This window comes from Streptomyces sp. T028 (assembly GCF_048159505.1).
In the GTDB taxonomy this organism is placed as follows: Bacteria; Actinomycetota; Actinomycetes; order Streptomycetales; family Streptomycetaceae; genus Streptomyces.
Window position 1 is genome coordinate 50,572 of record NZ_JBLRVZ010000051.1, and the last position, 19,645, is coordinate 70,216.

The 19,645-nt window shown below is 70.3% G+C and carries 14 protein-coding genes and 2 pseudogenes; 7 read left to right on the forward strand and 9 right to left on the reverse strand.

Translation table 11 applies throughout. From position 1 onward, the window contains the following. Positions 1 to 5 precede the first annotated feature (5 nt). Positions 6 to 1,139, forward strand: a complete 1,134-nt coding sequence (locus tag ACLZN2_RS40585; protein WP_416984679.1) for a hypothetical protein — start codon at positions 6 to 8, stop codon at positions 1,137 to 1,139. 209 nt (positions 1,140 to 1,348) lie between these two features. Here ACLZN2_RS40585 and ACLZN2_RS40590 read toward each other — a convergent pair whose 3' ends face one another. The 3 genes from ACLZN2_RS40590 to ACLZN2_RS40600 form a co-directional block, all read right to left on the reverse strand. Beyond that, positions 1,349 to 2,839 carry an MFS transporter gene (locus ACLZN2_RS40590; protein WP_416984680.1) on the reverse strand — a complete coding sequence of 497 codons (1,491 nt, stop codon included), beginning with the start codon at positions 2,837 to 2,839 and terminating at the stop codon, positions 1,349 to 1,351. A 305-nt stretch (positions 2,840 to 3,144) separates the two neighbouring features. Beyond that, positions 3,145 to 4,362: an alanine racemase gene (gene alr, locus ACLZN2_RS40595; protein WP_416984681.1), complete on the reverse strand. Its 1,218-nt coding sequence runs from the start codon at positions 4,360 to 4,362 to the stop codon at positions 3,145 to 3,147. A gap of 108 nt (positions 4,363 to 4,470) precedes the next feature. After that, positions 4,471 to 4,632 (reverse strand): hypothetical protein, encoded by a 162-nt coding sequence (locus tag ACLZN2_RS40600; RefSeq protein WP_416984682.1) that lies wholly within the window; start codon positions 4,630 to 4,632, stop codon positions 4,471 to 4,473. A gap of 335 nt (positions 4,633 to 4,967) precedes the next feature. Here ACLZN2_RS40600 and ACLZN2_RS40605 point away from each other — a divergent pair, with 335 nt between their 5' ends. Then, a complete protein-coding gene (locus tag ACLZN2_RS40605; protein ID WP_416984683.1) occupies positions 4,968 to 5,120 on the forward strand; it encodes a hypothetical protein in 153 nt (50 codons plus the stop codon). Between the two features lie 459 nt (positions 5,121 to 5,579). Here ACLZN2_RS40605 and ACLZN2_RS40610 read toward each other — a convergent pair whose 3' ends face one another. After that, positions 5,580 to 6,575, reverse strand: coding sequence for a DUF6879 family protein (locus ACLZN2_RS40610; RefSeq protein WP_416984684.1), 996 nt, complete (start codon positions 6,573 to 6,575; stop codon positions 5,580 to 5,582). Positions 6,576 to 7,281: 706 nt separating this feature from the next. On the opposite strand from ACLZN2_RS40610, the gene ACLZN2_RS40615 reads away from it, so the two are divergent. From ACLZN2_RS40615 to ACLZN2_RS40625, 3 genes are all read left to right on the forward strand, one after another. Next, the gene (locus tag ACLZN2_RS40615; protein ID WP_416984685.1) at positions 7,282 to 8,709 is read left to right on the forward strand and encodes an RICIN domain-containing protein; all 1,428 of its coding nucleotides are present in this window, start codon (positions 7,282 to 7,284) and stop codon (positions 8,707 to 8,709) included. 33 nt (positions 8,710 to 8,742) lie between these two features. Then, complete coding sequence (locus tag ACLZN2_RS40620) at positions 8,743 to 10,674, forward strand: glycoside hydrolase family 97 catalytic domain-containing protein (RefSeq protein WP_416984686.1); 1,932 nt, start codon at positions 8,743 to 8,745, stop codon at positions 10,672 to 10,674. 172 nt (positions 10,675 to 10,846) lie between these two features. Then, complete coding sequence (locus ACLZN2_RS40625) at positions 10,847 to 13,021, forward strand: serine/threonine-protein kinase (protein ID WP_416984688.1); 2,175 nt, start codon at positions 10,847 to 10,849, stop codon at positions 13,019 to 13,021. A 37-nt stretch (positions 13,022 to 13,058) separates the two neighbouring features. On the opposite strand, the gene ACLZN2_RS40630 is transcribed toward ACLZN2_RS40625, so the two are convergent. From ACLZN2_RS40630 to ACLZN2_RS40640, 3 genes are read right to left on the reverse strand one after another with little or no spacing between them, the layout of a single operon-like run. After that, a complete protein-coding gene (locus ACLZN2_RS40630) occupies positions 13,059 to 13,847 on the reverse strand; it encodes a hypothetical protein (protein WP_416984689.1) in 789 nt (262 codons plus the stop codon). Between the two features lie 31 nt (positions 13,848 to 13,878). Continuing rightward, positions 13,879 to 14,925 carry a DUF5937 family protein gene (locus ACLZN2_RS40635; RefSeq protein WP_416984690.1) on the reverse strand — a complete coding sequence of 349 codons (1,047 nt, stop codon included), beginning with the start codon at positions 14,923 to 14,925 and terminating at the stop codon, positions 13,879 to 13,881. Between the two features lie 18 nt (positions 14,926 to 14,943). Next, entirely contained in the window at positions 14,944 to 16,110 is a 1,167-nt protein-coding gene (locus ACLZN2_RS40640; protein WP_416984691.1) for a M20 family metallopeptidase, read from the reverse strand. Between the two features lie 314 nt (positions 16,111 to 16,424). Between ACLZN2_RS40640 and ACLZN2_RS40645 the strand changes: the two genes are divergently transcribed. Further along, on the forward strand, positions 16,425 to 16,931 hold the full coding sequence (locus tag ACLZN2_RS40645) for a DUF4396 domain-containing protein (RefSeq protein WP_416984692.1): 507 nt from the start codon (positions 16,425 to 16,427) through the stop codon (positions 16,929 to 16,931). 46 nt (positions 16,932 to 16,977) lie between these two features. On the opposite strand, the gene ACLZN2_RS40650 is transcribed toward ACLZN2_RS40645, so the two are convergent. Together ACLZN2_RS40650 and ACLZN2_RS40655 are read right to left on the reverse strand one after the other, a co-directional pair. Next, the gene (locus tag ACLZN2_RS40650; RefSeq protein WP_416984694.1) at positions 16,978 to 18,522 is read right to left on the reverse strand and encodes an FG-GAP-like repeat-containing protein; all 1,545 of its coding nucleotides are present in this window, start codon (positions 18,520 to 18,522) and stop codon (positions 16,978 to 16,980) included. 221 nt (positions 18,523 to 18,743) lie between these two features. Next, positions 18,744 to 19,118: pseudogene (locus ACLZN2_RS40655) on the reverse strand (ATP-binding cassette domain-containing protein); the annotation flags it as partial. A 296-nt stretch (positions 19,119 to 19,414) separates the two neighbouring features. Here ACLZN2_RS40655 and ACLZN2_RS40660 point away from each other — a divergent pair. Beyond that, positions 19,415 to 19,645 (forward strand): annotated as a pseudogene (locus ACLZN2_RS40660) (hypothetical protein); the annotation flags it as partial.

Sequence of the window (19,645 nt, forward strand, 5' to 3'; positions counted from 1 at the left end):
CTTCCTTGCATTTCACACCCAGAGCGGGTGGCGCACTCTCCGCGATGACACTGGCCCTCGGGCTCGCCACCCTTCCCACCCCGGCCCACGCCGCACCGATCGCCTGTGACGAAGCGGCCCTCGTGGCCGCCGTCAACGCCGCCAATCAGGCGGGCGGCGGTGTCATCGACCTGGCCGCGAACTGCGTGTACACCCTGGACACGGTCGCTCCTGCCGTCGGCGGCAACGGACCGAACGGGCTGCCGGTGATCAGCAAGCCCGTCACCATCAACGGTTCGAACGCCGTCATCGAACGCGCCGCCGACCCCACCACCCCGAACTTCCGCATCCTCGAGGTCGGCGGCGCGGACGGCAGACTCACCCTCAACAGGGTCACCTTGCGCAACGGACGTCTCGGTGACGAACTCGGCGGCGCCGTCTTCGTCAACAACGACCGCAGCCTGTTCGTCAACAACAGCACCCTGACCGGCAACCATGCGCATGAGGGCGGCGCCGTCGCGTCCATCGGCGTCGGCAGCGCCACGATCTCCGGCAGCACCGTCAGCGACAACACCGTCGACTGGGGCGGCGGAGGCGTCTACGGCGGCGGCCTCACGATCCGCTCCACCACCGTGTCGGGCAACAAAGCCCACCACGCCGGCGGCGTCCACAGTCTCGGCACCCTCCTCATGGAGTCCAGCACTGTGCGGAACAACTCCGCCGAGGTGGCGGGTGGCGTCTACAACGCCGGCACCGGGACGATCACCGGCAGCAGAGTGCAGGACAACACCGCCGACACCGCCGGCGGGGTCTTCAACCTCACCGGCTCTCTGACCGTCGACCACAGCACCGTTCACGCAAACACCGCGACCGTCGAGGGCGGTGGGCTGCACAACTACGACGGCACCCTCAACGTCAACTCCTCCACCCTCTGGGCGAACAAGGTCACCGCTGCCAACTCCCGGGGTGGAGGGCTCTACAACTGGACGGGCACAGCCACCCTCACCCGTAGCCTCGTGGTGGGCAACCGTGCGGTGCTCGAGGGCGGCGGCATCTTCGAGACCCCCGGCAGCACCGTCAACCTGGTCAACAGCTTCGTCTTCGCCAACACACCCGACAACTGCCGACCTCCAGGCGCCCTCCCCGGCTGCACCGGCTAGCGAGGTCCGCGAGTGCCCGGTCGACCGCCTCGCCGTGCCGCTCACCGCCGCGCTCCAGGGGCTTGAGCCGGGCAGGGCTCCGGCCTCGCCCCGGGGGGGGACGATCGCATCCCGCACCGTCGCCCGGATGGCCAGGGCGTTGTCCGCGCCGGTCTCTGGTGCACCCGGGGCCGGCTTCTCCTGCACGTCGCGCGACTCGGACTCCAGCCTCACGACGCGAGTTCGAGGTCGTCCCGGGTCTTGACCTGGGCCTGGTCGGTGATCGCCACAGGGGCGACGACCGTGCTGGACGTCGACTGCGTGGTCGGGGCGGGCGTGCGGCGGAGGAAGACGAACGCGATGGCGGCGGTGGCTACCAGGATCGCCACACCCACCAGGATGCCCGTGTGCAGTCCGTCCAGGAATCCGGCCGGCTTGGCCACGAGTCCACCAAGCAGGGCGATGGCGAAGCAGCTTCCCACCTGTCGGCAGGTGTTGAGCACGGCCGCGGAGGTGGCGGCGAGCCCGGCAGGCACGCCCTCCAGGAGCGTGGAGGTCAGGGGCGGTACGGCGAGCCCCGCGCCGAAGCCGAGGGGAAGCAGGAGGAGGGCGGTGAGCCAGGCCGGGGTCGAGCTGTCGATCATCAGCATGAGGCCCGCCCCGAGAGCCATGAGGAGCTGGCCCAGGACCAGGGCTGCCCGGTTTCCGTACCGCGCTTCGAGCTTCATCACGACCAGGTTGCCCACGGGGTCGATGGCGCACATGGGCAGGAACACGGCCCCCGCCAGTACGGGGCTGTAGCCGTTCACCTGCTGGAAGTAGAGGCCGAGCGCGAACACCATCCCGTAGAACACCGCGTTGATGGCGAATCCGGAGGTGATGGTCACCAGGGCGGAGCGGGTACGCAGAATCCGCAGGGGGACCATCGGCTGGGCGCGGCGGGTCTGCAGGACGAAGAAGACGCCGAGGGCCACCAGGGAGACAAGCAGTGTCTGCGGTACGGGGGAGGCGAACCCGGCGTGGCTCATGGTGATGATGGAGTGGGTGATGCCTACGAGAGCCAGGAGGAACGTCAGCTGGCTGGGGATGTCGATGGGGGCGGAGCGGCGGGGCGAGGGGGCGACGCGGCTGAGGAGGGCCAGGCCCAGAATGCCGATGGGTACGTTGAGGAGGAAGATCATGCGCCATCCGGTGGCAGAGGTCACGATCCCTCCGATGACGGGACCCAGCGCGATCGCGACACCGCCCGTGGCCGTCCACACCGCGATGGCACGCGCGCGTTCCGCCTGGTCGTCGTACGACTGGCGGATCAGGGCGAGGGAGGTCGGGAGCATCAGCGCCGCAGCCAGGCCCTGCACCATCCGGGCCGCGACCAGCGCGCCCAGATTCGGAGCCAGGAAGCAGACGGCGGAGGCGAGGCTGAACCCGGCGAGTCCGATCGCGTACACACGCTTGGCGCCCAGTCGGTCGGAGAACACCCCCGCGGAGAGCATGAACGCCGCGAACGTGAGGGTGTAGCCGTCGATGACCCACTGGAGGCCCGACATACCGCCGCCGATGTCCTGCGAGATCGCGGGCAGCGACACATTGATGGCGGCACCGTCGAGCGAGATCAGGAAGAAGCTGACCAGCGCCGAGTACAGGACGAAACGGCTGCTGGAGACCGTACGGGGCGACGGCGGGGCGATCGCGGCGGGCCGCGTGGACGTGACAAGAGACATGGGGACATCCGTGGGTGTCGTACGGCCCCTGGGGCGGGCCGGTGCCAGTGGGGACGAGCGTGAGCGTGCGGGGCCGCGGCGGCGGGCGTGCGCGGTGTGCGATGTCGCGCGCCGTGGGCGCCGTGGGCAGCAGGGGTGTCTACCGGCCGAGCCGGACCGGGGCGGGGCGGGGCGGGGCGGGGCGGGGGGGGGGAAGCCTCTGGCCGGGCTGCGGGTGGCTCGTGTGCGGGCCAGGGCGGAAGGCGCCGTCGGCGGCCGTGCGCGGGCAGGCGGGCAGGCGTGCCGGGATGCCGGGATGCCGCGCTTCAGCGCGACCAGGCGGCCTCCCACGAACCGCGTGCGTCAGTGGGGGTGGTGCTCTCGTTGAGGAAGACGCGTGGGACTCGTGGGCCGATTCTGGTGACGATCTCGTATGCGATGGTGCCCGCCGCGTCGGCCCAGTCCTGGGCGGTGGGTTCCCCTCGGTCGCCCGGTCCGAAGAGCAGCGCTCGGGAACCGGGTGCCAAGGTGGCGCCGCCGAGGTCCACGGTGAACTGGTCCATCGCCACCCGTCCGGCGACCCGTCGCCACGCGGTCTCGCCCTCGATCAGCAGCGGCCCGTGACCGGAGGCCTGGCGTGGGATGCCGTCGGCGTATCCGGCGGGCACCAGACCCAGCGTGGTGTCGTGCCCGGTCGTGTGGGTGTGGCCGTAGCCGACACCGTGCCCCGCCGGAACTCCCTTGACCTGTGCCAGGGATGCCGACAGCGTCATCACCGGCCGCAGGCCGAAGTCCTCGGGCCGGCCGATGTCGGGGCTCGGCGATATTCCGTACAGGGCGATGCCGACCCGTACGAGATCGAAGTGTGTCCGGGGGAGGGTGAGCGCGGCGGCGGAGTTGGCGATGTGCCGGACCTCCGGTTCGACGCCGGCCTTTTCCGCGTGCTCGGCCATCTCGTGGAAACGGTCGAGTTGCGCGTCGATGGAGGGGTGTCCGGGCTCGTCGGCGCACGCGAGGTGCGACCAGAGGCCGGTGACGGTCAGTTCGCCGGCGGCCTGTCCCGCGAGCGCCGTGGCGACCAGTTCGGTCCAGTCGGCGGGCTGGCAGCCGCTGCGGCCGAGTCCGGTGTCGGCCTTCAGCTGCACGCGGGCGGTGCGCCCCGCCCGGCGGGCGGCGTCTCTCACCTCGGCGAGCGCCCAGAGGTCGCTGACGGACACGTCGATGTCGGCCTCGACGCAGGGGAGCCAGGGGTCGCCGGGGGTCCACAGCCAGCACATGAGGGGTCCCTCGATGCCTGCGGCGCGCAGGGCGAGCGCCTCGTGCGGGGTGGCCGTGCCCAGCCATCGCGCGCCGGCCTGCCGTGCGGCGCGGGCGGACTCGACCATGCCGTGACCGTATGCGTCGGCTTTCACCACGGCCATGAGTGCGGCGCCACCGGGCGCGACCCGCGCGCTCAAGGCACGCACGTTCGAGCGCAGCGCGGCGAGGTCGATCTCGGCGCGTGCCCTGAGATGGGGTGCCCTGAGATGGGGTGAATGGCGCATGACTGCGGCTCTCCTGCCGGCGAGTTGGAGGAAGTGATCTCTCGGAAGAAGGGATCTCTCAGAGTGAGGGACTCTCAGAGGGAGGGATCTCTCAGAGGAAGGGGTCTCTCAGTTGACGAGGACGAAGTCGGCCCTGGTCAGCTTCCGGGGGTGCGCGGCGACCGTCACGACGACGGTGTGCGCGCCACGGTCGCGGGTCCTCGTGTCCCGGGTGCCACCGACGGCGGTCGTTTCGGCCGTACGGGCGGTGGGGGCAAGGTTCTTGGCCATGATCGGTTCTCCCTGGGCGCGGCCGGTATCGGCGACCGGCGTTGACGATCCGAACATCGCCGGAGGGCGCGGACGGCGATCCGCTGTGATCCCTCCCGGCGAGGTCTTCATCATTGCGGGCCGTTCGCAGCGGATGACAGCCGTTCGCGCTGGTCGGAAGCGGCCTGTCCGGAAGCGTCCACGGGGTCCCCGCGAAGGCCGGCGCCGTCCCGGTGTCACCTTGTGGCCAGGCCCATTGGTGACAGCCTTCTCGCCTTCCGCGCACCCACCCGGCTGGGACAGACTCGTTCAGGAAGGACGGAGCCGCCGGGCTTCCCCGAATGAATGGATCTGCCATGCGCGTCACCACTCGTACCCTGTTCGCCCTGGTCCTGTCGGCCGCGGTGCTGGTCGGCCTCGCGTCCGCCGTGGGCGGGACGTCGTGGGGCAGCGGTGACCGGGGTGTCGGTGCCGCGAAGGTGGGCACGGACAGCGTCATCTGGGACTGACCGAGGGGATGAAGGGTGATCTGCGCATACACGTACTTGCGGCGGCATGACGGTCTGCCGCCCCCGGCGGGCGAGTCCCAGGTCGTCCAGGACGCTCTCTGGGTGCATTCGCGACCGGAATACGGTCTTCAGCACGTCAGGGCGAAGGAGGACGGCAGCGGTATGGCACTGCACCTGTTCTTCCGGGGAACGGACGCGGGCGAGGTGTCCTCGCGTCTGGAGAGTCTTCTGAGGAGCGTTCGGGGCATCCCGGTGTTCCAGGGATACCAGCGCCTCAACGCGCCTGTCGCCGCCTCGGGATCGGGATCGGGATCGTGCGCGGCGGGGTGAACGACGGATCAGCCCGCTGCCCGTGAATGCCCGGGCGCGGGAGTGCCGGGCATTCACGGGCAGCGGGCTGAGATCAGCGGGTATGGGGCCGGTATCAGCGGGTAACGGGCCGGTAGCCGTGGGCGCGCTCTACAGCCAGCCCCGGCGTGCGGCGTTGATGCCGGCCTCGAAGCGGCTGGAGGCGTCGAGACGCTCCATCAAGGCCGCCATCTGACGGCGCACCGTCCGCATGGAGACGCCCAGACGCCGTGATGCCGCCTCGTCGGTGATGCCGCTCGCCAGAAGCTTGAGGATCTCGCGTTCCGTCGGCGTCAGGCTGTTGGCGTCCGACGTCCGGTCCGCTCCGAGCGGTACCGCCATCTCCCATGCCTGCTCGAACATCGCCACGAGATTCTTGACCACGGCGGGATCCTCGGTGCGCAGGGCCCCGGCCCGGGTGTCGGACGGCTTGAGCGGAATCATGGCGATACGGCTGTCGAAGACCAACAGCCGTGGTGGGAGGAGAGGGGCCGTACGGACCTGGCCCTCGTGCTCGGTCAGCCATCGCGCGTAGTCGATGGTCGCGGTGTCGTTGCGGGCGCTGTCCTGATACAGCGTCCGCATCTGCACGCCTCGTGCGAGAACGTCCGTGTCGAGGGGGCGTGCCGCGGCCAGCGCCGCGGCGGACTGCGCACCGCCGGGGACGACGGACCGGAGGTCCGAGCGCAGGTCCCGGGCCAGGACCTCCATTTCGCTCTGGATGGCGTCGAGGCCGGTGATGCGGACCGACCGGTAGACATCGCCGCTCTCCACCCGGCCAGGTCTCTCGAACTCCGCCAGGACCTGTGCGGCCTTGGCCCTGCTGGCCTCCAACTTCTGCTGCTTGCGGGTGAGTTCTTCCTCCTCCTGCTGCAGCGCACGCTCAAGGGCCACGCGCGGGTCGACGACACGGAACGTACCGGGGTTCGCCCTCGACGGTTCCAGCAGGGCGCTGTCGGCCAACGCGTCCAGTGCGTCGCGCACTTCGCCTTCGGTGAGCTGGAGCATGCGGCTTAAATCGTCCACGTCGGCCGTGGGGTTGTTGAGCATGGCCCGGTATACGGCAGAAGCGGTCGTGTCGAGGCCTATGACATCGGACAAGGACACGGTTGTCCTCCTGTTGCTCAGAGGTGGCGCAGACCCACGCGTACCTGTGGCCGGCTGTGCGGCCTGCTCGCAGGACATGGAAGTCGCCGAGGATTTTTATCGGGGAGAGGTTTGGTTTGAAGGACCTGACGGCCAAGCCTGTGTGCGGCGCCGACCGTCACCGGGCCAGGGCGTCGGCCTTGAGTGCGGCGACGGACACGCGGGTGCGGCGGGTACGCGTGGGCATGTGAACTCCCTGGTGCGGTACGGGGGTTGGCCTGGGGGGTAGGCAGGCCGCGCGCCCGGATGCCCGAGGGCGGCGGGTGGGGATGGGCCAAGTGTGTGCGGTGATCCGCCCGCACCGCCACGGCTGCCGGGGCATCTGGGACGCTGGAACGCCGGTGACAGTCCTGACCTGGGGAGATGACCTCCCCCTGGAATGGGACCCGGGACGCGGGAGCACCAATGGGGCGACCGGGGCGGCTCCATGGCGCCGCCCCGGCGAGACCGCTCGGCCTTCAGAGGGGCACAAGCAGAGGTACCCCGGCCGCACCGCGCCCCGCCGTCGGCTGTGAGGAAAATCAGACATGTTCACACCCTTGACGCATTGCGGTAACAGGCAGTCTTATGTGCGACGGCGTTCGTTTCAGCCAATTTCTGATCGGTTGTGGTCTGCCTTGTTTCCTTCGCGGGATGGCCAGGGCAGCCGGCGGAAGGAAGACCCTCGATGCGCCGTTCTTGGCTACTGCTCCTCTCCGTGATCCTCAGCCTGGTCCCCCAGGCCCTGGTGACCGGCACCGCGCACGCGGCGAGCGTCGCGATCTCCAACGGGACCCAGTTCACCGACACCACCGGAGCGGTGGTGCACGCCCACGGCGGCGGTGTGATCAAGGTCGGTTCCTACTACTACTGGTTCGGTGAGAACCGCAACGCGGACAACTCCTTCCGGTACGTGTCCGCGTACCGCTCGACCGATCTGAAGACCTGGGAGTTCCGACGTCATGTCCTGACCCAGGCCTCCGACCCCGAGCTGACGTCCGCCAACATCGAGCGGCCCAAGGTCATCTACAACGCGTCCACCGGCAAGTTCGTCATGTGGATGCACAAGGAGCTGGCCACCGACTACACCCAGGCCCGCGCCGCCGTCGCCGTCTCCGACACCGTCGACGGCGACTACACCTGGCAGGGCAGCTTCCGCCCACTCGGCCACATGTCCCGTGACATCACCGCCTACGTCGACGACGACGGCACCGGTTACATGGTCTCCGCCGCACGCGAGAACCGCGACCTGCACATCTACCGCCTCAGCCCCGACTACCTCACCGTCGAGAGCCGCGTGCAGCTGCTCTGGGCCGGCCAACTGCGCGAGGCCCCGGCACTGTTCAAGCGCAACGGCGTGTACTTCCTGCTCACCTCCACCGCCACCGGATGGAACCCCAACCAGCAGAAGTACGCGACCGCCTCCAGCATCACCGGCACCTGGAGCGACCTGCAGAACGTCGGAGACTCCACCGCCTACGGCTCCCAGACCACGTTCGTCCTGCCCGTGCAGGGCACCGCGGGCACCGAGTACCTCTACATGGGCGACCGGTGGGGCAACTCCTTCGGCCAGAACGTCAACGCCTCCAAGTACGTCTGGCTGCCGCTGGAGTTCCCCACGAACACCACGATGACCATGGACTGGTACGCGCAGATCACCATCGACACCGCGGCCGGGAAGGTCGACGGCGTCGGCGGCCCCTGGGAGACGGTCACCGCACGCCACAGCAACAAGTGCCTCGACGTCCCCAGCAAGTCCCTGGACGACGGCACGCAGATCACCCAGTACACCTGCAACGGCGGCATGAACCAGTCGTGGTGGTTCAAGGACATGGGCAGCGGATACGTCCAGCTCGTCGCCCGGCACAGCGGCAAGTGCCTGGACGTGGCCAACAACTCCACCGCCAACGGCAACCCGATCATCCAGTGGACCTGCGGCACCGGAAACAACCAGCAGTGGCAGCTGCAGGACGCCGGTGACGGCTGGGTGCGCCTCGTCTCCCGTCTCAGCGGCAAGTGCCTCGACGTTTCGGACAAGTCCACCGCCGACAACGCCAAGCTCATCCAGTGGACCTGCGGCACGGGCACCAACCAGCAGTTCAAGCGCGGCGCCTGAGCACCGACGATCCTCAAAGGAGAGGTGGGCCCCATGAGAGACGAGCACGTCAGAGCACTGTCCCGCCGCGGAATGCTCAAGGGCACGGCCGTCACCTTCGGGTTGGCCGCGGCGGGGCTCGCGACCACGGGGCCCGCCTACGCGGCGGACGCCTCCGTCAGGGCGACCTCGCCCGACGGCAGGACGTCCGTCACCCTGTCCGTGGTCGGCGGAGCGCTCCAGTGGTCCGTCCTGCGCGGCGGCAGCCAGGTGATCGACACCTCGGCCCTCGGCATCGGGCTGAGCGACGGCACCACTCTCGGCACCGACGTCACGGTGACCCAGAACCAGCACTGGACCCTCAACTCCACCTGGAGCCCGGTCTACGGCCGCAACGGGACCGTCACCGACCACTACCAGGAGCAGCGCTGGAACCTCCGGGACAACGTCTCCGGCATCCGCTTCAGCGTCCAGGCCCGCGCCTACAACGCCGGTGTCGCGCTCCGCCACGTCCTGCTCGACACGGGCACCGCCACCATCGCCGACGAACTGACGACGTTCGTCTTCCCCGGCGGCACCACCGTCTACAGCGCACGCGACGAGAACGAGTACACCCCCGTCGCGCCGGGCTCCATCCCGGTCACCGGCACCTCCAGCACGGACCAGGGACCCCTCACCGACCTGCCCCTGACGGCCACCCTGTCCAGCGGCGTCATCGCCTGCATCTGTGAGTCGTCCCGGGTGAACTTCCCCCGGCTGATGCTCAGTTCGGTGTCCGGACAGCCGACCGCCCTCTCCGCCTTCCTGATGGAGCACACCGCCCGGGGCAGCGGCCCGGTCGCGACCGCCTCCACCGTCACCACACCGTTCGCCACCCCGTGGCGCGCGGTGGTGATCGGCTCCACCCACGCCGAACTCGTCGACAACGCCGAACTCGTCCTCAACCTGGCCTCCCCCAGCGCCCTTGCCGACACCTCCTGGATCAAGCCCGGCAAGGTCTTCCGCTGCGAACTCACCACCGCCGCCGGCATCGAGGGCGTCGACTTCGCCGTGGCCCGCGGCATCGACTACGTCGAGTACGACGCCGGCTGGTACGGGCCCGAGTTCAGCACCCCGGACGCGACGAAGCCCATCGACGCCATCGACCTGCCGTCCGTCATCTCCTACGCCACGGGCAAGGGCATCGGGGTCTTCCTCTACGTCAACCGCCTCGCCCTGTCCGACGCGGACTCCCTCTTCGCCCTGTACAAGAGCTGGGGCGTGACCGGCATCAAGCTCGGCTTCCTCAACGACGGCACCCAGGCGATGACCAACCAGATCACCGGCTGGGCCAAGACCGCCGCCAAGCACCGCCTGCTGATCGACATGCACGACGACGTCCGGCCGTTCGGCTACGAGCGCACCTACCCCAACTACATCAGCCTGGAGGGCGTCCGCGGCAACGAGAACTTCCCCACGGCCACCCACAACGTCACACTGCCCTTCGCCCGCAACATAGGCGGCCCCCTGGACTACACGATCTGCTACGGCCAGTCCCGCAACAAGACGACCAACGCCCACCAGATGGCGATGGCCGCGGTGTACTACCAGCCCCTCAACTTCCTCTTCTGGTACGACAAACCGTCCAAGTACACCAACACCGCCAACTGGCCCGGACTGCCCTGGTTCAACGCCGTCCCCACCACCTGGGACGAGAGCCGCACCCTCACCGGATCGATCGGCCAGTACATCGCGGTGGCCCGCCGACGCGGCTCCACCTGGTACCTCGGCGCGATGACCAACGAGACGGCCCGGACCCTGTCGCTGCCGCTGTCCTTCCTGGGCACCGGCACCTACACGGCGACGATCCACGCCGACGGAACCCCGGGCACCAGCCCCTACCAGACCCCCGTCGTCGTCAGCACCCGGACCGTCACCGCGCAGACGGCTCTCACCGTGGCCATGGCCCCCGCCGGCGGTCAGGCGATCATCCTCGGACCGAGCTGATCCAGGAGACGGACGGAGCACAGATCCGGACCGGACAGGCGTACGACCCCACCTCGCCCGGCACGACGGCCCGAACCGCGGGCATACCTGGCCACCTGGAAGTGACCCCACTGGACGTAGGCCTACTCTGATCCCCGTAAGGCAGGCCGGCGCTGGGGAAGGATGATCGGCGATGACGTCCCTGAGCACTGGGGACCCGGAGTCCATAGGCGGGTACACCCTCCTCGGTCGGCTCGGGGCGGGCGGCATGGGAGTCGTCTATCTGGGAGTCTCCGCCTCGGGACGGCAGGTCGCGGTCAAGCTCGTGCACGGGTCCTACGCCCAGGAGGAGGAGTTCCGCACACGCTTCCGGCAGGAGATCGCGGCAGCGCGCAGGGTGAGCGGAGCCTTCACCGCGCCTGTCGTGGACGCCGACCCGGACGCCGACCGGCCCTGGATGGCGACGCTCTACGTGCCGGGACTCAGCCTTGCCGAAGTCGTGGCGAAGAACGGCCCGCTGAGCCAGCGGGAACTGCGCACTCTGGGGCTGGGGCTCACCGAGGCGCTGCGCGACATCCACCGGGCGGGCCTGGTGCACCGGGATCTCAAACCGGCCAACGTCCTGATGACCGACGACGGGCCGCGCGTCATCGACTTCGGCATATCGCGCGCCTCCGACAACCAGAGCCTCACCATGACCGGGCGGGTGATCGGCACTCCGCCCTTCATGTCGCCGGAACAACTGGCCTCTCCCCGAGAGGTCACCCCGGCCTCGGACGTGTTCTCGCTGGGGTCACTGCTGGTGTTCGCGGCCGTCGGCGCAGGACCGTTCGACGCCGACACCCCGTACATGACCGGCTATCAGGTGATGTACGAGACCCCGGACCTCGACGGGGTGCCCGAAGCGTTCCTGGGCATCGTCGAACGCTGCCTGGACAAGGACCCGGCCGCACGGCCGGAACTGGCGCAGCTGGATCGCATGCTCCAGGCACTGCCGGAATCCGACGCCACCGCGCCCCCGAAGGCCGGGGGGTCCGCGAAACCCCGGCCCCGCCCCACTCCTCGTGGCGCGGCCACCACCTCCGCGGGCACCACGACCGGCACCGGGCGGGGACGCCGAACCCGGATGCTGCTCACCGGCCTCGGCACGGCGCTGGCCGTGACGGGGCTGAGTGTCGGGGTGGGTGTCTTCGTGTCGAGCCGGGACACGACCACCGCCTCCCAGGCCACCGCCCCGACCGACGCCTCCGACGCCACCACCACGGCCTCCGCCCGTGCCGCGTCGCTGCCCGACGGCTGGCGGCCGTGGCAGAAGGAGCTGCGGTACGACGTGAAGGGTGCCCCTCTCGACTACCAGAGCCCTGGCTGCGTGTCGGAGGGAAGCGCCCTGTTCTGCGGCGGTACGGGCTTCACGGCCGCCCGGATCGACGCGGCCTCCGGCCGCACCCTGTGGCGGACCGGCACCCGTCCTCAGGGAGTGCAGCCGATCGGCGTTCACGACGGGCTGGTCTACGTGTACGAGGATCCGGACGACACGACCAGGCGCGTCGTGGCCCTCGACGCCGACACCGGGCAGCGGCAGTGGCAGCGCGACATCAACGGGACCGAGGACGCGGTCCTGTACGACGGCGGACTGCTGACCCTGTCTCCCGACTACTCGTCGTTCGTCGCCTACGGGTATTCCGGCAAGGAACTGTGGCAGGCGCCTTCGCTGGACGAGTACTGCACTCCGTCGGCGCTGGGCGGCGTCCCCTACGCCCTGTGCTCGGCCGGCACCGAGCCCGGCCAGGCCCCGGTCGAATTGATGAAGCTCGAACCCGACAGCCTGACCGAAACCGCCACACTGCCCCAGAAGGCGGAAGCTCTCGGTGCTGTCGGCGGGCAACCCGTGTTCCTCGCCCCCCAGACCGCGAAGGACGTGTACGAAGCCGGGTACGAACGGCCGTACAACGCGGTGCTGCGAGTGGACCCGGAAACCAGGGAGGTCGAACGCATACCGCTGGCACGTCCGCTGAGCGGCGCGGCCACCCTTGTGGACGGCGTCGTCTACTTCGTCCGGTCCAACGGGTCGGTCACCGCGGTGTCGGCGGACAGCGGCAGACAGCTGTGGCAGAAGGCGACGGACGTGGAGAGTCTGTCCGCGCCCGCGGTGTCGGCGACGTACAGGCGGGTCTATTTCTCCAACCGCTTCGGCCGCCTGCTGGCGCTGGACAGCCGCACCGGAGCGGAGGTGTGGCGCACCTCCGCACTGGACGACCCCGGGGACAAGGCACAGGGCACCCCGCCGCGAGTGCTGCTCGTCAAGGACGCGATCGTGGCGATGGCCGGCGACACGGCCTTCTCCCGAAGCCCGGACGGGCCCGCCTGACCGGCCGAGAGGTCTGCAGGTCTGCAGGTCTGCAGGTCTACCTGGGCACCGGCAGAACACCCGCACCGCGCACGCCGCGGCCGGCGCGGAGTTGTTTCCACGTGGGTTTCGGGCAGCGTCCCTGGGGTCTGGCCTTCGTGAACTTCTCGTACGGTACGTGCCGTGGGGGAAGGCCGGTCTCGTCCCAGTGGTCTCTGCCGGAGGTGAAGTCCCAGCCGTCGTTGGGGATGCGGATGTGGTCGGCGCGGTCGTCCTTGTTCTGGCTGGTGATCTGGAGTACTTCGACATGGCGGAGGCGGGGTCTCATGACCACGCAGTAGTGGGGCAGTTCACCGTCCGACTCCCGGAAGGGGACCAGGGCGTGCCAGATCTCGCCCGCGGCCGGGCGGCGGCGGCCGTGGTTGAGGCCGCCGTTGTCCCACCACCGTGCCGTCTGGTGGCAGAGGAGTGCGGCGAGGCCGGCCGCCCCGCTCAGGGCCAGGGAGCGTGAGCTCCAGTCGGGCGAGTCGAATCGGGTCGCGGCCCAGCGGGCCGCGGTCTGGGCCAGGGCGACGACGACCGCCGTACGGGCGAGGAAGACCCACGGCGGGCAGGGGCGGGTCCGGCACGTGTACGCCGTCACGGCCGCGGCGGCCGCGACGGGTATGCCGTAGAGGACGGCGTACTGGCCGAAGCCGTGCACCTCCTGCGGGGGCTGCTGGGAGGCCATCAGGTCGGGCACGGTGACCGGCAGCGCCAGGGCGTAGCCGGCCAGGACCCACAGGTTCAGCAGCGCGTAGCCCTTGACGGCGCTGCCCAGGCAGGACGAGTTCGTACGACGGGACACAGCTTCCTTCCGGTTCCTTCGGTGGTGCGGGTCAGTACTGCAGTGCCGTGGCCACGTCCCGTCCGATGCGTTCGACGGCGGCGAGGTCGAGGCCGTAGTGCACGTAGCGGCCGTTGCGTTCCACGCGGACCAGCCCCAGGTCGCGCAGGGTGCGCAGATGGCGGGAGACCTGCGGGCGGGTCATCGACAGCCGGTCCGCCAGGTCGGCGGTGGTCATGGCCTGCCGGGCGATGAGCCGGCACAGCCGCACCCGGTGCGGGTCGGTGAGCGCCAGCATGCGGCTGCGGGCCAGGGTGACGCCGATCTCCGGGGCGTCGACGGGGTAGTGCACGATCGGCGGCAGCCCCGGCTCGTCCTTGACCAGCAGGTGCGGGGCGCCGTACCGGGTGGGGATCAGCAGCAGCGGCGTACGGGCCGGGCTGACCACCCCGTGGTGCACCTTGTCGAGGACGACCCGCGCGGGGTTGTCCAGGCGGACGCTCGACGGGCTGAGCGAGAGCAGGGCGGCCGTGGGCCCCTCGTCCGCGAGCCGCTGCCGCATCCGGTGCGCGGCCCGCGCCAGGACGGGCTCGGTCCCGGCCCACAGCTCGTCGAAGAAGACACGGCGGCACAGGTCGAGGAAGCCGAGGACGTCCGCGCGCAGCGCTTCCGGGTCGCGCAGCAGATCCTCGGCCAGGGCGGAGTGCGGCTCCGGGAGCCCGGAGGCGGCCTGCCGCAGCACACGTGCCTGCGCCGGGTCGTGGAGCACACGGCCGAAGTCGAAGGCGCGGTAGCCGCTGGCGCAGGTGTACGCGGTCGTCTCGGCGTAACGGTCCGCAGGCAGGGTGGTCAGGGGCGCCTCCAGGCCCGGATAGAACCCGCGCCAGCGCAGTGCCGTCCACAGTGGCGCGAACCTCCGCAACCCGGCGCGGAATTCGGGCGGGGCGGCGCTCGTGGTCCGCTCGGCCCAGGAGGCGTGCTCGGCGTGGTGGGAGTACTCCGTCAGTACGTGCAGGCTCGCCGCGAGTTCCGCGAGCGGGGACACGGCCACCGTGAAGCGGTCGGGGCCTGCCCCTTCCAGGACGATCACGACCGACATGATCGGAAGTGTACGGGCTCACACCGACACGTCCTCGAACTCGGCCCGCGCGGCCGCCAACACGCCTGGTTCCGTGAGCAGTTGGGCGACCACGTCCGCCAGCCCGGTCGCCGCGGTCTGCGTGCGGTCGTGGGCCAGGGGTGTCGCCGCGGCCTCGCGCATCGCGTCGGAGTGGGCGGGCGTACCGGCGTCGGCGATCTGGACGTACGGGTGGATGACCGGCAGCAGCTGCGAGAGGTTGCCGATGTCGGAGGAGCCGGCGGGGGCGTCGGGGTCGCACGGCCCGATGTCCGCGCCGAGCGTGCGCACCGCGTCCCCGAACAGCTCGGCGAGCACGGCGTTGTTGCGCCGCTCCGCGTACAGCGGCCCGGTCTCGGACACCTCCGCCTCCGTCTGCGTGGCGAGCGCCGCCCCCGCCGCGGCGGCCCGCACCCGCTCCACCAGCGCCTTCGTCGACACGGCGGTACGGTCCCGTACGTACAGGTCCACGGCGGCCCGGGCGGGCACCACGTTCGGCGCCTGGCCGCCGTCCGAGACGATCCCGTGCAGCCGGACGGTCGGCGGCACGAACTGCCGCATCGCGTCCAGGGCATTGAGGAAGAGCTGCGCGGCGGCCAGCGCGCTGCGCCCCTGCCACGGTGACACGGAGGCGTGCGCGCCGAGCCCGGTGAACGCGACCCGCAGATGGGCCGCCGCGAGCCCGGGCCGCCCGGTCAGCCAGCGGTCCCCCGGGTGGAACATCACGGCCGCGTCCACCCCGTCGAAGACACCCGCCTCGGCCAGCCTGATCTTGCCCGCGCCGCCCATCTCCTCACCGGGCGTGCCGATGACCGCGACGGTTCCCGGGTGCGCGGGCAGAGCGCGTACGACGGCGACCGCGGCCGCCGCGGCCCCGGCCGCGATCAGGTTGTGGCCGCAGCCGTGACCGACGCCGGGCAGCGCGTCGTACTCCGCGAGGACGGCGACGTACGGCCCGGGCTCCGGCCCGTGGTGCGTCGCCACGAAGGCGGTGTCGAGCCCGCCCGCGCCGGACGTGACCGTGAACCCCTCCTCCGCGAGCCAGCGGGTCAGCACCTGCTGGGCGTGGAACTCGTCGAACTTCAGCTCCGGCCGGGCGTGGATGGCGAGGCTGACGGCCTCCATGCGGGGCCGCAGGGCGGCGAGTTCGGCGGAGAGCGAGTCCAAGAAGGGCGATGAGGGCGATGAGGGCGATGAGGGCGATGAGGGCGATGAGGGCGATGAGGGCAGCGATGGCATGGGAACTCCCGTCGTTCGGGGCGCGCCACGGCGCGATGTCGGGACACGACGAGACTGCGGCCGTACGGGCCCGCACGGGCGCGGATTACCGCGGAGCAGGCAATGCTCCCGCGACTCGGCAACACCCTTGATGCATACCCCCCAGGGGTATATCTTCGTGACCGTGAGCTCTACGACCGTGAGCTCTACGACCGTGAGCTCTACGACCGGGGCACACCGGACGGGAATTGGGGATGAAGGTCATGGACCACAGCGCTCAGCACACCGACACCACGCACGACGCCGTCGACCACGAGGGCCACGGTGCTCACGCGGGGGCGTCCTGGGCCATGGCGGCGAAGGCGACGCTGCACTGTCTGACCGGCTGCGCGATCGGCGAGATCCTCGGCATGGTCATCGGCACCGCGCTGATGTGGGGCAACGCGCCCACCATGATCCTCGCGATCGTGCTGGCGTTCCTGTTCGGTTACTCGCTCACGCTGTTCGCGGTTCTCCGGGCCGGCCTGGACATCAGGTCCGCGATCAAGGTCGCGCTGGCCGCCGACACCGTCTCGATCGCGGTGATGGAGCTGGTCGACAACGCCGTCGTCGCGATCACCCCGGGAGCGATGGACGCCCAGCTGTCCGACGGGCTGTTCTGGTCGGCCCTGCTGGGCGGATTCGCGGTCGCCTTCCTGATCACCACCCCGGTCAACAAGTGGATGATCGGCCGCGGCAAGGGCCACGCCGTCGCACACGGCCACCACTGAACACCCCCGCTGAAGCCGACCACGGCCGGCTTCAGCGGGGGTGTTCCTATCCGGCCTCGGGAAGTGGCCGGGGCGTTATCGGCGGATGCCCCTGGAGGCTGCTGCCGAGGTGCGGCCCGCCGTCGGTCGACAGGAGGTAGGACGTCGGGGTCAGGCTGCGCGCCCCGGTGACCGTGAGGGTGCTGTCCGTGCCGAGGAGCGTGGTGAGCGAGCCGCTTCCGCCGTCCTCGCCGAGCGCCGCGATGGTCAGGTCCTTCCTGCCGTCGGCGTCGAGGTCGCTGAGCAGCAGCCGGGAGCCGAAGCCGTCGCCGGCCTCGTTGTCGCCCGGTACGCCCTCGGTGCCCTGGTCGAAGACCTGACGGTTGGTGGTCGTGAGCCCGATGGAGCCCCCGTACATGACGGTCACGTGCCCGGCGTCGGCGACGGTGCCGGTGCCGGTGCCGTCGTCGGTGTCCTCGTTCGGATCGCCGACGGCGAGATCGTCGTAGCCGTCGCCGTTGATGTCACCCGCGGCGAGTCCGGCGCCGTACTGGTCGTACAGGCCGTTCTCACCCGGTGTGTCGAAAGCGCCCTGATCGAGGGTGGCGCTCCTGTCCCAGTCCAGCGTCCAGGTGGGGTCGGTCTGGGAAACGGGGCGGCCCGGGATCCAGGTGATCTCGCCACCGTGGCCACCCGCACGACCGACGACGACATCCCCGTAGCCGTCGTTGTCGAAGTCCGCGAAGACCGAGGAGTACAGGTCGCGGCCGCCCGCGACATCGACCGGCGGCTGGAGGCCCAGGGTGCTCGCGTCTGCGCCGCTCCGGTAGAGGTCGCGATGGTTGACCAGCAGGTCGTCCGCGCCGTCTCCGGTGACGTCACCGGCGGTGAGGGCCACGACCTCGCCTCCCCAGGCGTTCAGGTTGCCCACCGGGTAAGTACCGCTGTCGGTACCGTCGTTGGTGATACCGCCCGCGTACAGCCAGGCCTGGGCCGAGGTGTTGCCGGCGGCCAGGTCGTCCTTGCCGTCGCCGTTGAAGTCACCCGCGGCGAGGGTCCGCCCGTGGGCGTCCTGGTCGGAGTTCGTGGGATCGTCGAGCGTGGCGCTGCCCCGCAGACCGTCGCGCGAGCCCCAGAGGATCTGGACGATGCCGGCGTCCTGGTCGTCCTCGACGTCCTCGCCCGGGGTACCGGTGGCGAGATCGGCGAAGCCGTCGTTGTTGAAGTCGGCGATGGCCACGGAGAATCCGAAGTGGTCACCGGTCTCCGCCTGGCCGCCGACGGTTTGGGTGTTCTGGCTGATCGTGACCCGCTCGGCCTGGGTGGCGCCCGCCGCGTCCGCGGAACCGTACGCGATGGTGACGGCCCCGGCACCCGCCAGGCCGTCGACCGTGGCGTCGGGGGCGGAGGCGGCGAGGTCGACGTAGCCGTCGCCGTTGAAGTCCCCGTAGCGGCCCGACACCGAGGCACGATCGCCGGTCGCCGCGAAGGCGCTGCCCGCGACGGTGGGGACCAGCAGGCCGCCTGTCAGTGCGGCGAGCGCGAGGGCGGTCGCGGTGGCGATGCGGTGGTCGCGTCGCGACGAGCGGCTTCTTCCCTGTCCAGATGTCACATGTCTCCCCGTGTGAAAAGGCGTTGATCCCGGCCGGTTCCATGGGTTCGCCGTGCGAGCGCGCGCTGTCGAGAGCGACGTTCGCCGTTCACTCCCGCGACTTGGACCACAGCCTTCGCACAGACAGCCCGCAGTACCCAGCGCACCTGCATGCCCCAACGTCACATGCGACCGGTACCACTCGGCCCGCCCGCGCTTGTGCGCCGCGCGGTGCCCGGCAGTCAGTCGTTGCTCGTGGCACCCACGATGGAGGAGACGATCCTGTCCTGCGCTGTGGTCGGCACATGGAAGAAGCCGTTGTTGCGGCCCAGCCGCAGCACCGCCGCCTCGTCCGCCACAGCCTTGACGTCTCCCAGGTTGTGGCTGATGAGAATCACCCCGATGCCCTCTTCGCGGAGCTCGTCGACGAGGTCGAGGACATGGCCGGTCTGAGGCAGGCCCAGCGCCGCGGTGGGCTCGTCCAGGAGGAGGGCCTTTGGCCGGCCCAGAAGTGCGCGGGAGATCGCCACGGTCTGCCGCTGGCCCGCGGACAGGGAGGCGACCGGAGCACGCACGTCGGGAACACGGATGCCCAGTGCGTCGAGCTGGCGTGCCCGGCTGGGCCTGCCGCCCTTCATCGTCACCCTCGGCGCACTGAGCGTCATCTACGCCACGAGCAGGCCCTACTCCGATTCCCGCAGCTATCCGGTGACCAGCGATCTGCTCGGCTTCTGGGGCCGCGGCGTCGAACCCGGCGGCGTATTCGTCACCTGGGGGACGTTCCTGCTCCTGGGTCTGTACGCGTTCTTCTGGTACGTGCTCACCAAGACGGGCTGGGGCCGGCACATCTACGCCGTCGGCAACGCCACCCGAGTCCGCCCGCCTGACCGGCATCAACGTCCGGCGCACGATCCTGTCGGTCTACGTCACCGCCGGTCTCCTCTACGGCATCGCCGCCTGGCAGGCTCTCGGCCGCATCCCCAACGCCGACCCCAACGCGTACCAGACGGCGAATCTGGAGAGCATCACCGCCGTCGTCATCGGTGGGACCAGCGTCTCTAATCAGCTAAGCGATCCTATGCAAGACGTAGTGTCTGGCACGGGTTGTGCCCACCGTGGTGGGGTGGCGTGGGCGTGCAGGTGG

Bases quoted from the DNA above. Each gene is read 5' to 3' on its own strand.
- ACLZN2_RS40590 (WP_416984680.1), bottom strand. From the start codon at position 2,839: ATGTCTCTTGTCACGTCCACGCGGCCCGCCGCGATCGCCCCGCCGTCG.
- alr (WP_416984681.1), bottom strand. From the start codon at position 4,362: ATGCGCCATTCACCCCATCTCAGGGCACCCCATCTCAGGGCACGCGCC.
- ACLZN2_RS40600 (WP_416984682.1), bottom strand. From the start codon at position 4,632: ATGGCCAAGAACCTTGCCCCCACCGCCCGTACGGCCGAAACGACCGCC.
- ACLZN2_RS40605 (WP_416984683.1), top strand. From the start codon at position 4,968: ATGCGCGTCACCACTCGTACCCTGTTCGCCCTGGTCCTGTCGGCCGCG.
- ACLZN2_RS40615 (WP_416984685.1), top strand. From the start codon at position 7,282: ATGCGCCGTTCTTGGCTACTGCTCCTCTCCGTGATCCTCAGCCTGGTC.
- ACLZN2_RS40620 (WP_416984686.1), top strand. From the start codon at position 8,743: ATGAGAGACGAGCACGTCAGAGCACTGTCCCGCCGCGGAATGCTCAAG.
- ACLZN2_RS40625 (WP_416984688.1), top strand. From the start codon at position 10,847: ATGACGTCCCTGAGCACTGGGGACCCGGAGTCCATAGGCGGGTACACC.
- ACLZN2_RS40635 (WP_416984690.1), bottom strand. From the start codon at position 14,925: ATGTCGGTCGTGATCGTCCTGGAAGGGGCAGGCCCCGACCGCTTCACG.
- ACLZN2_RS40645 (WP_416984692.1), top strand. From the start codon at position 16,425: ATGGACCACAGCGCTCAGCACACCGACACCACGCACGACGCCGTCGAC.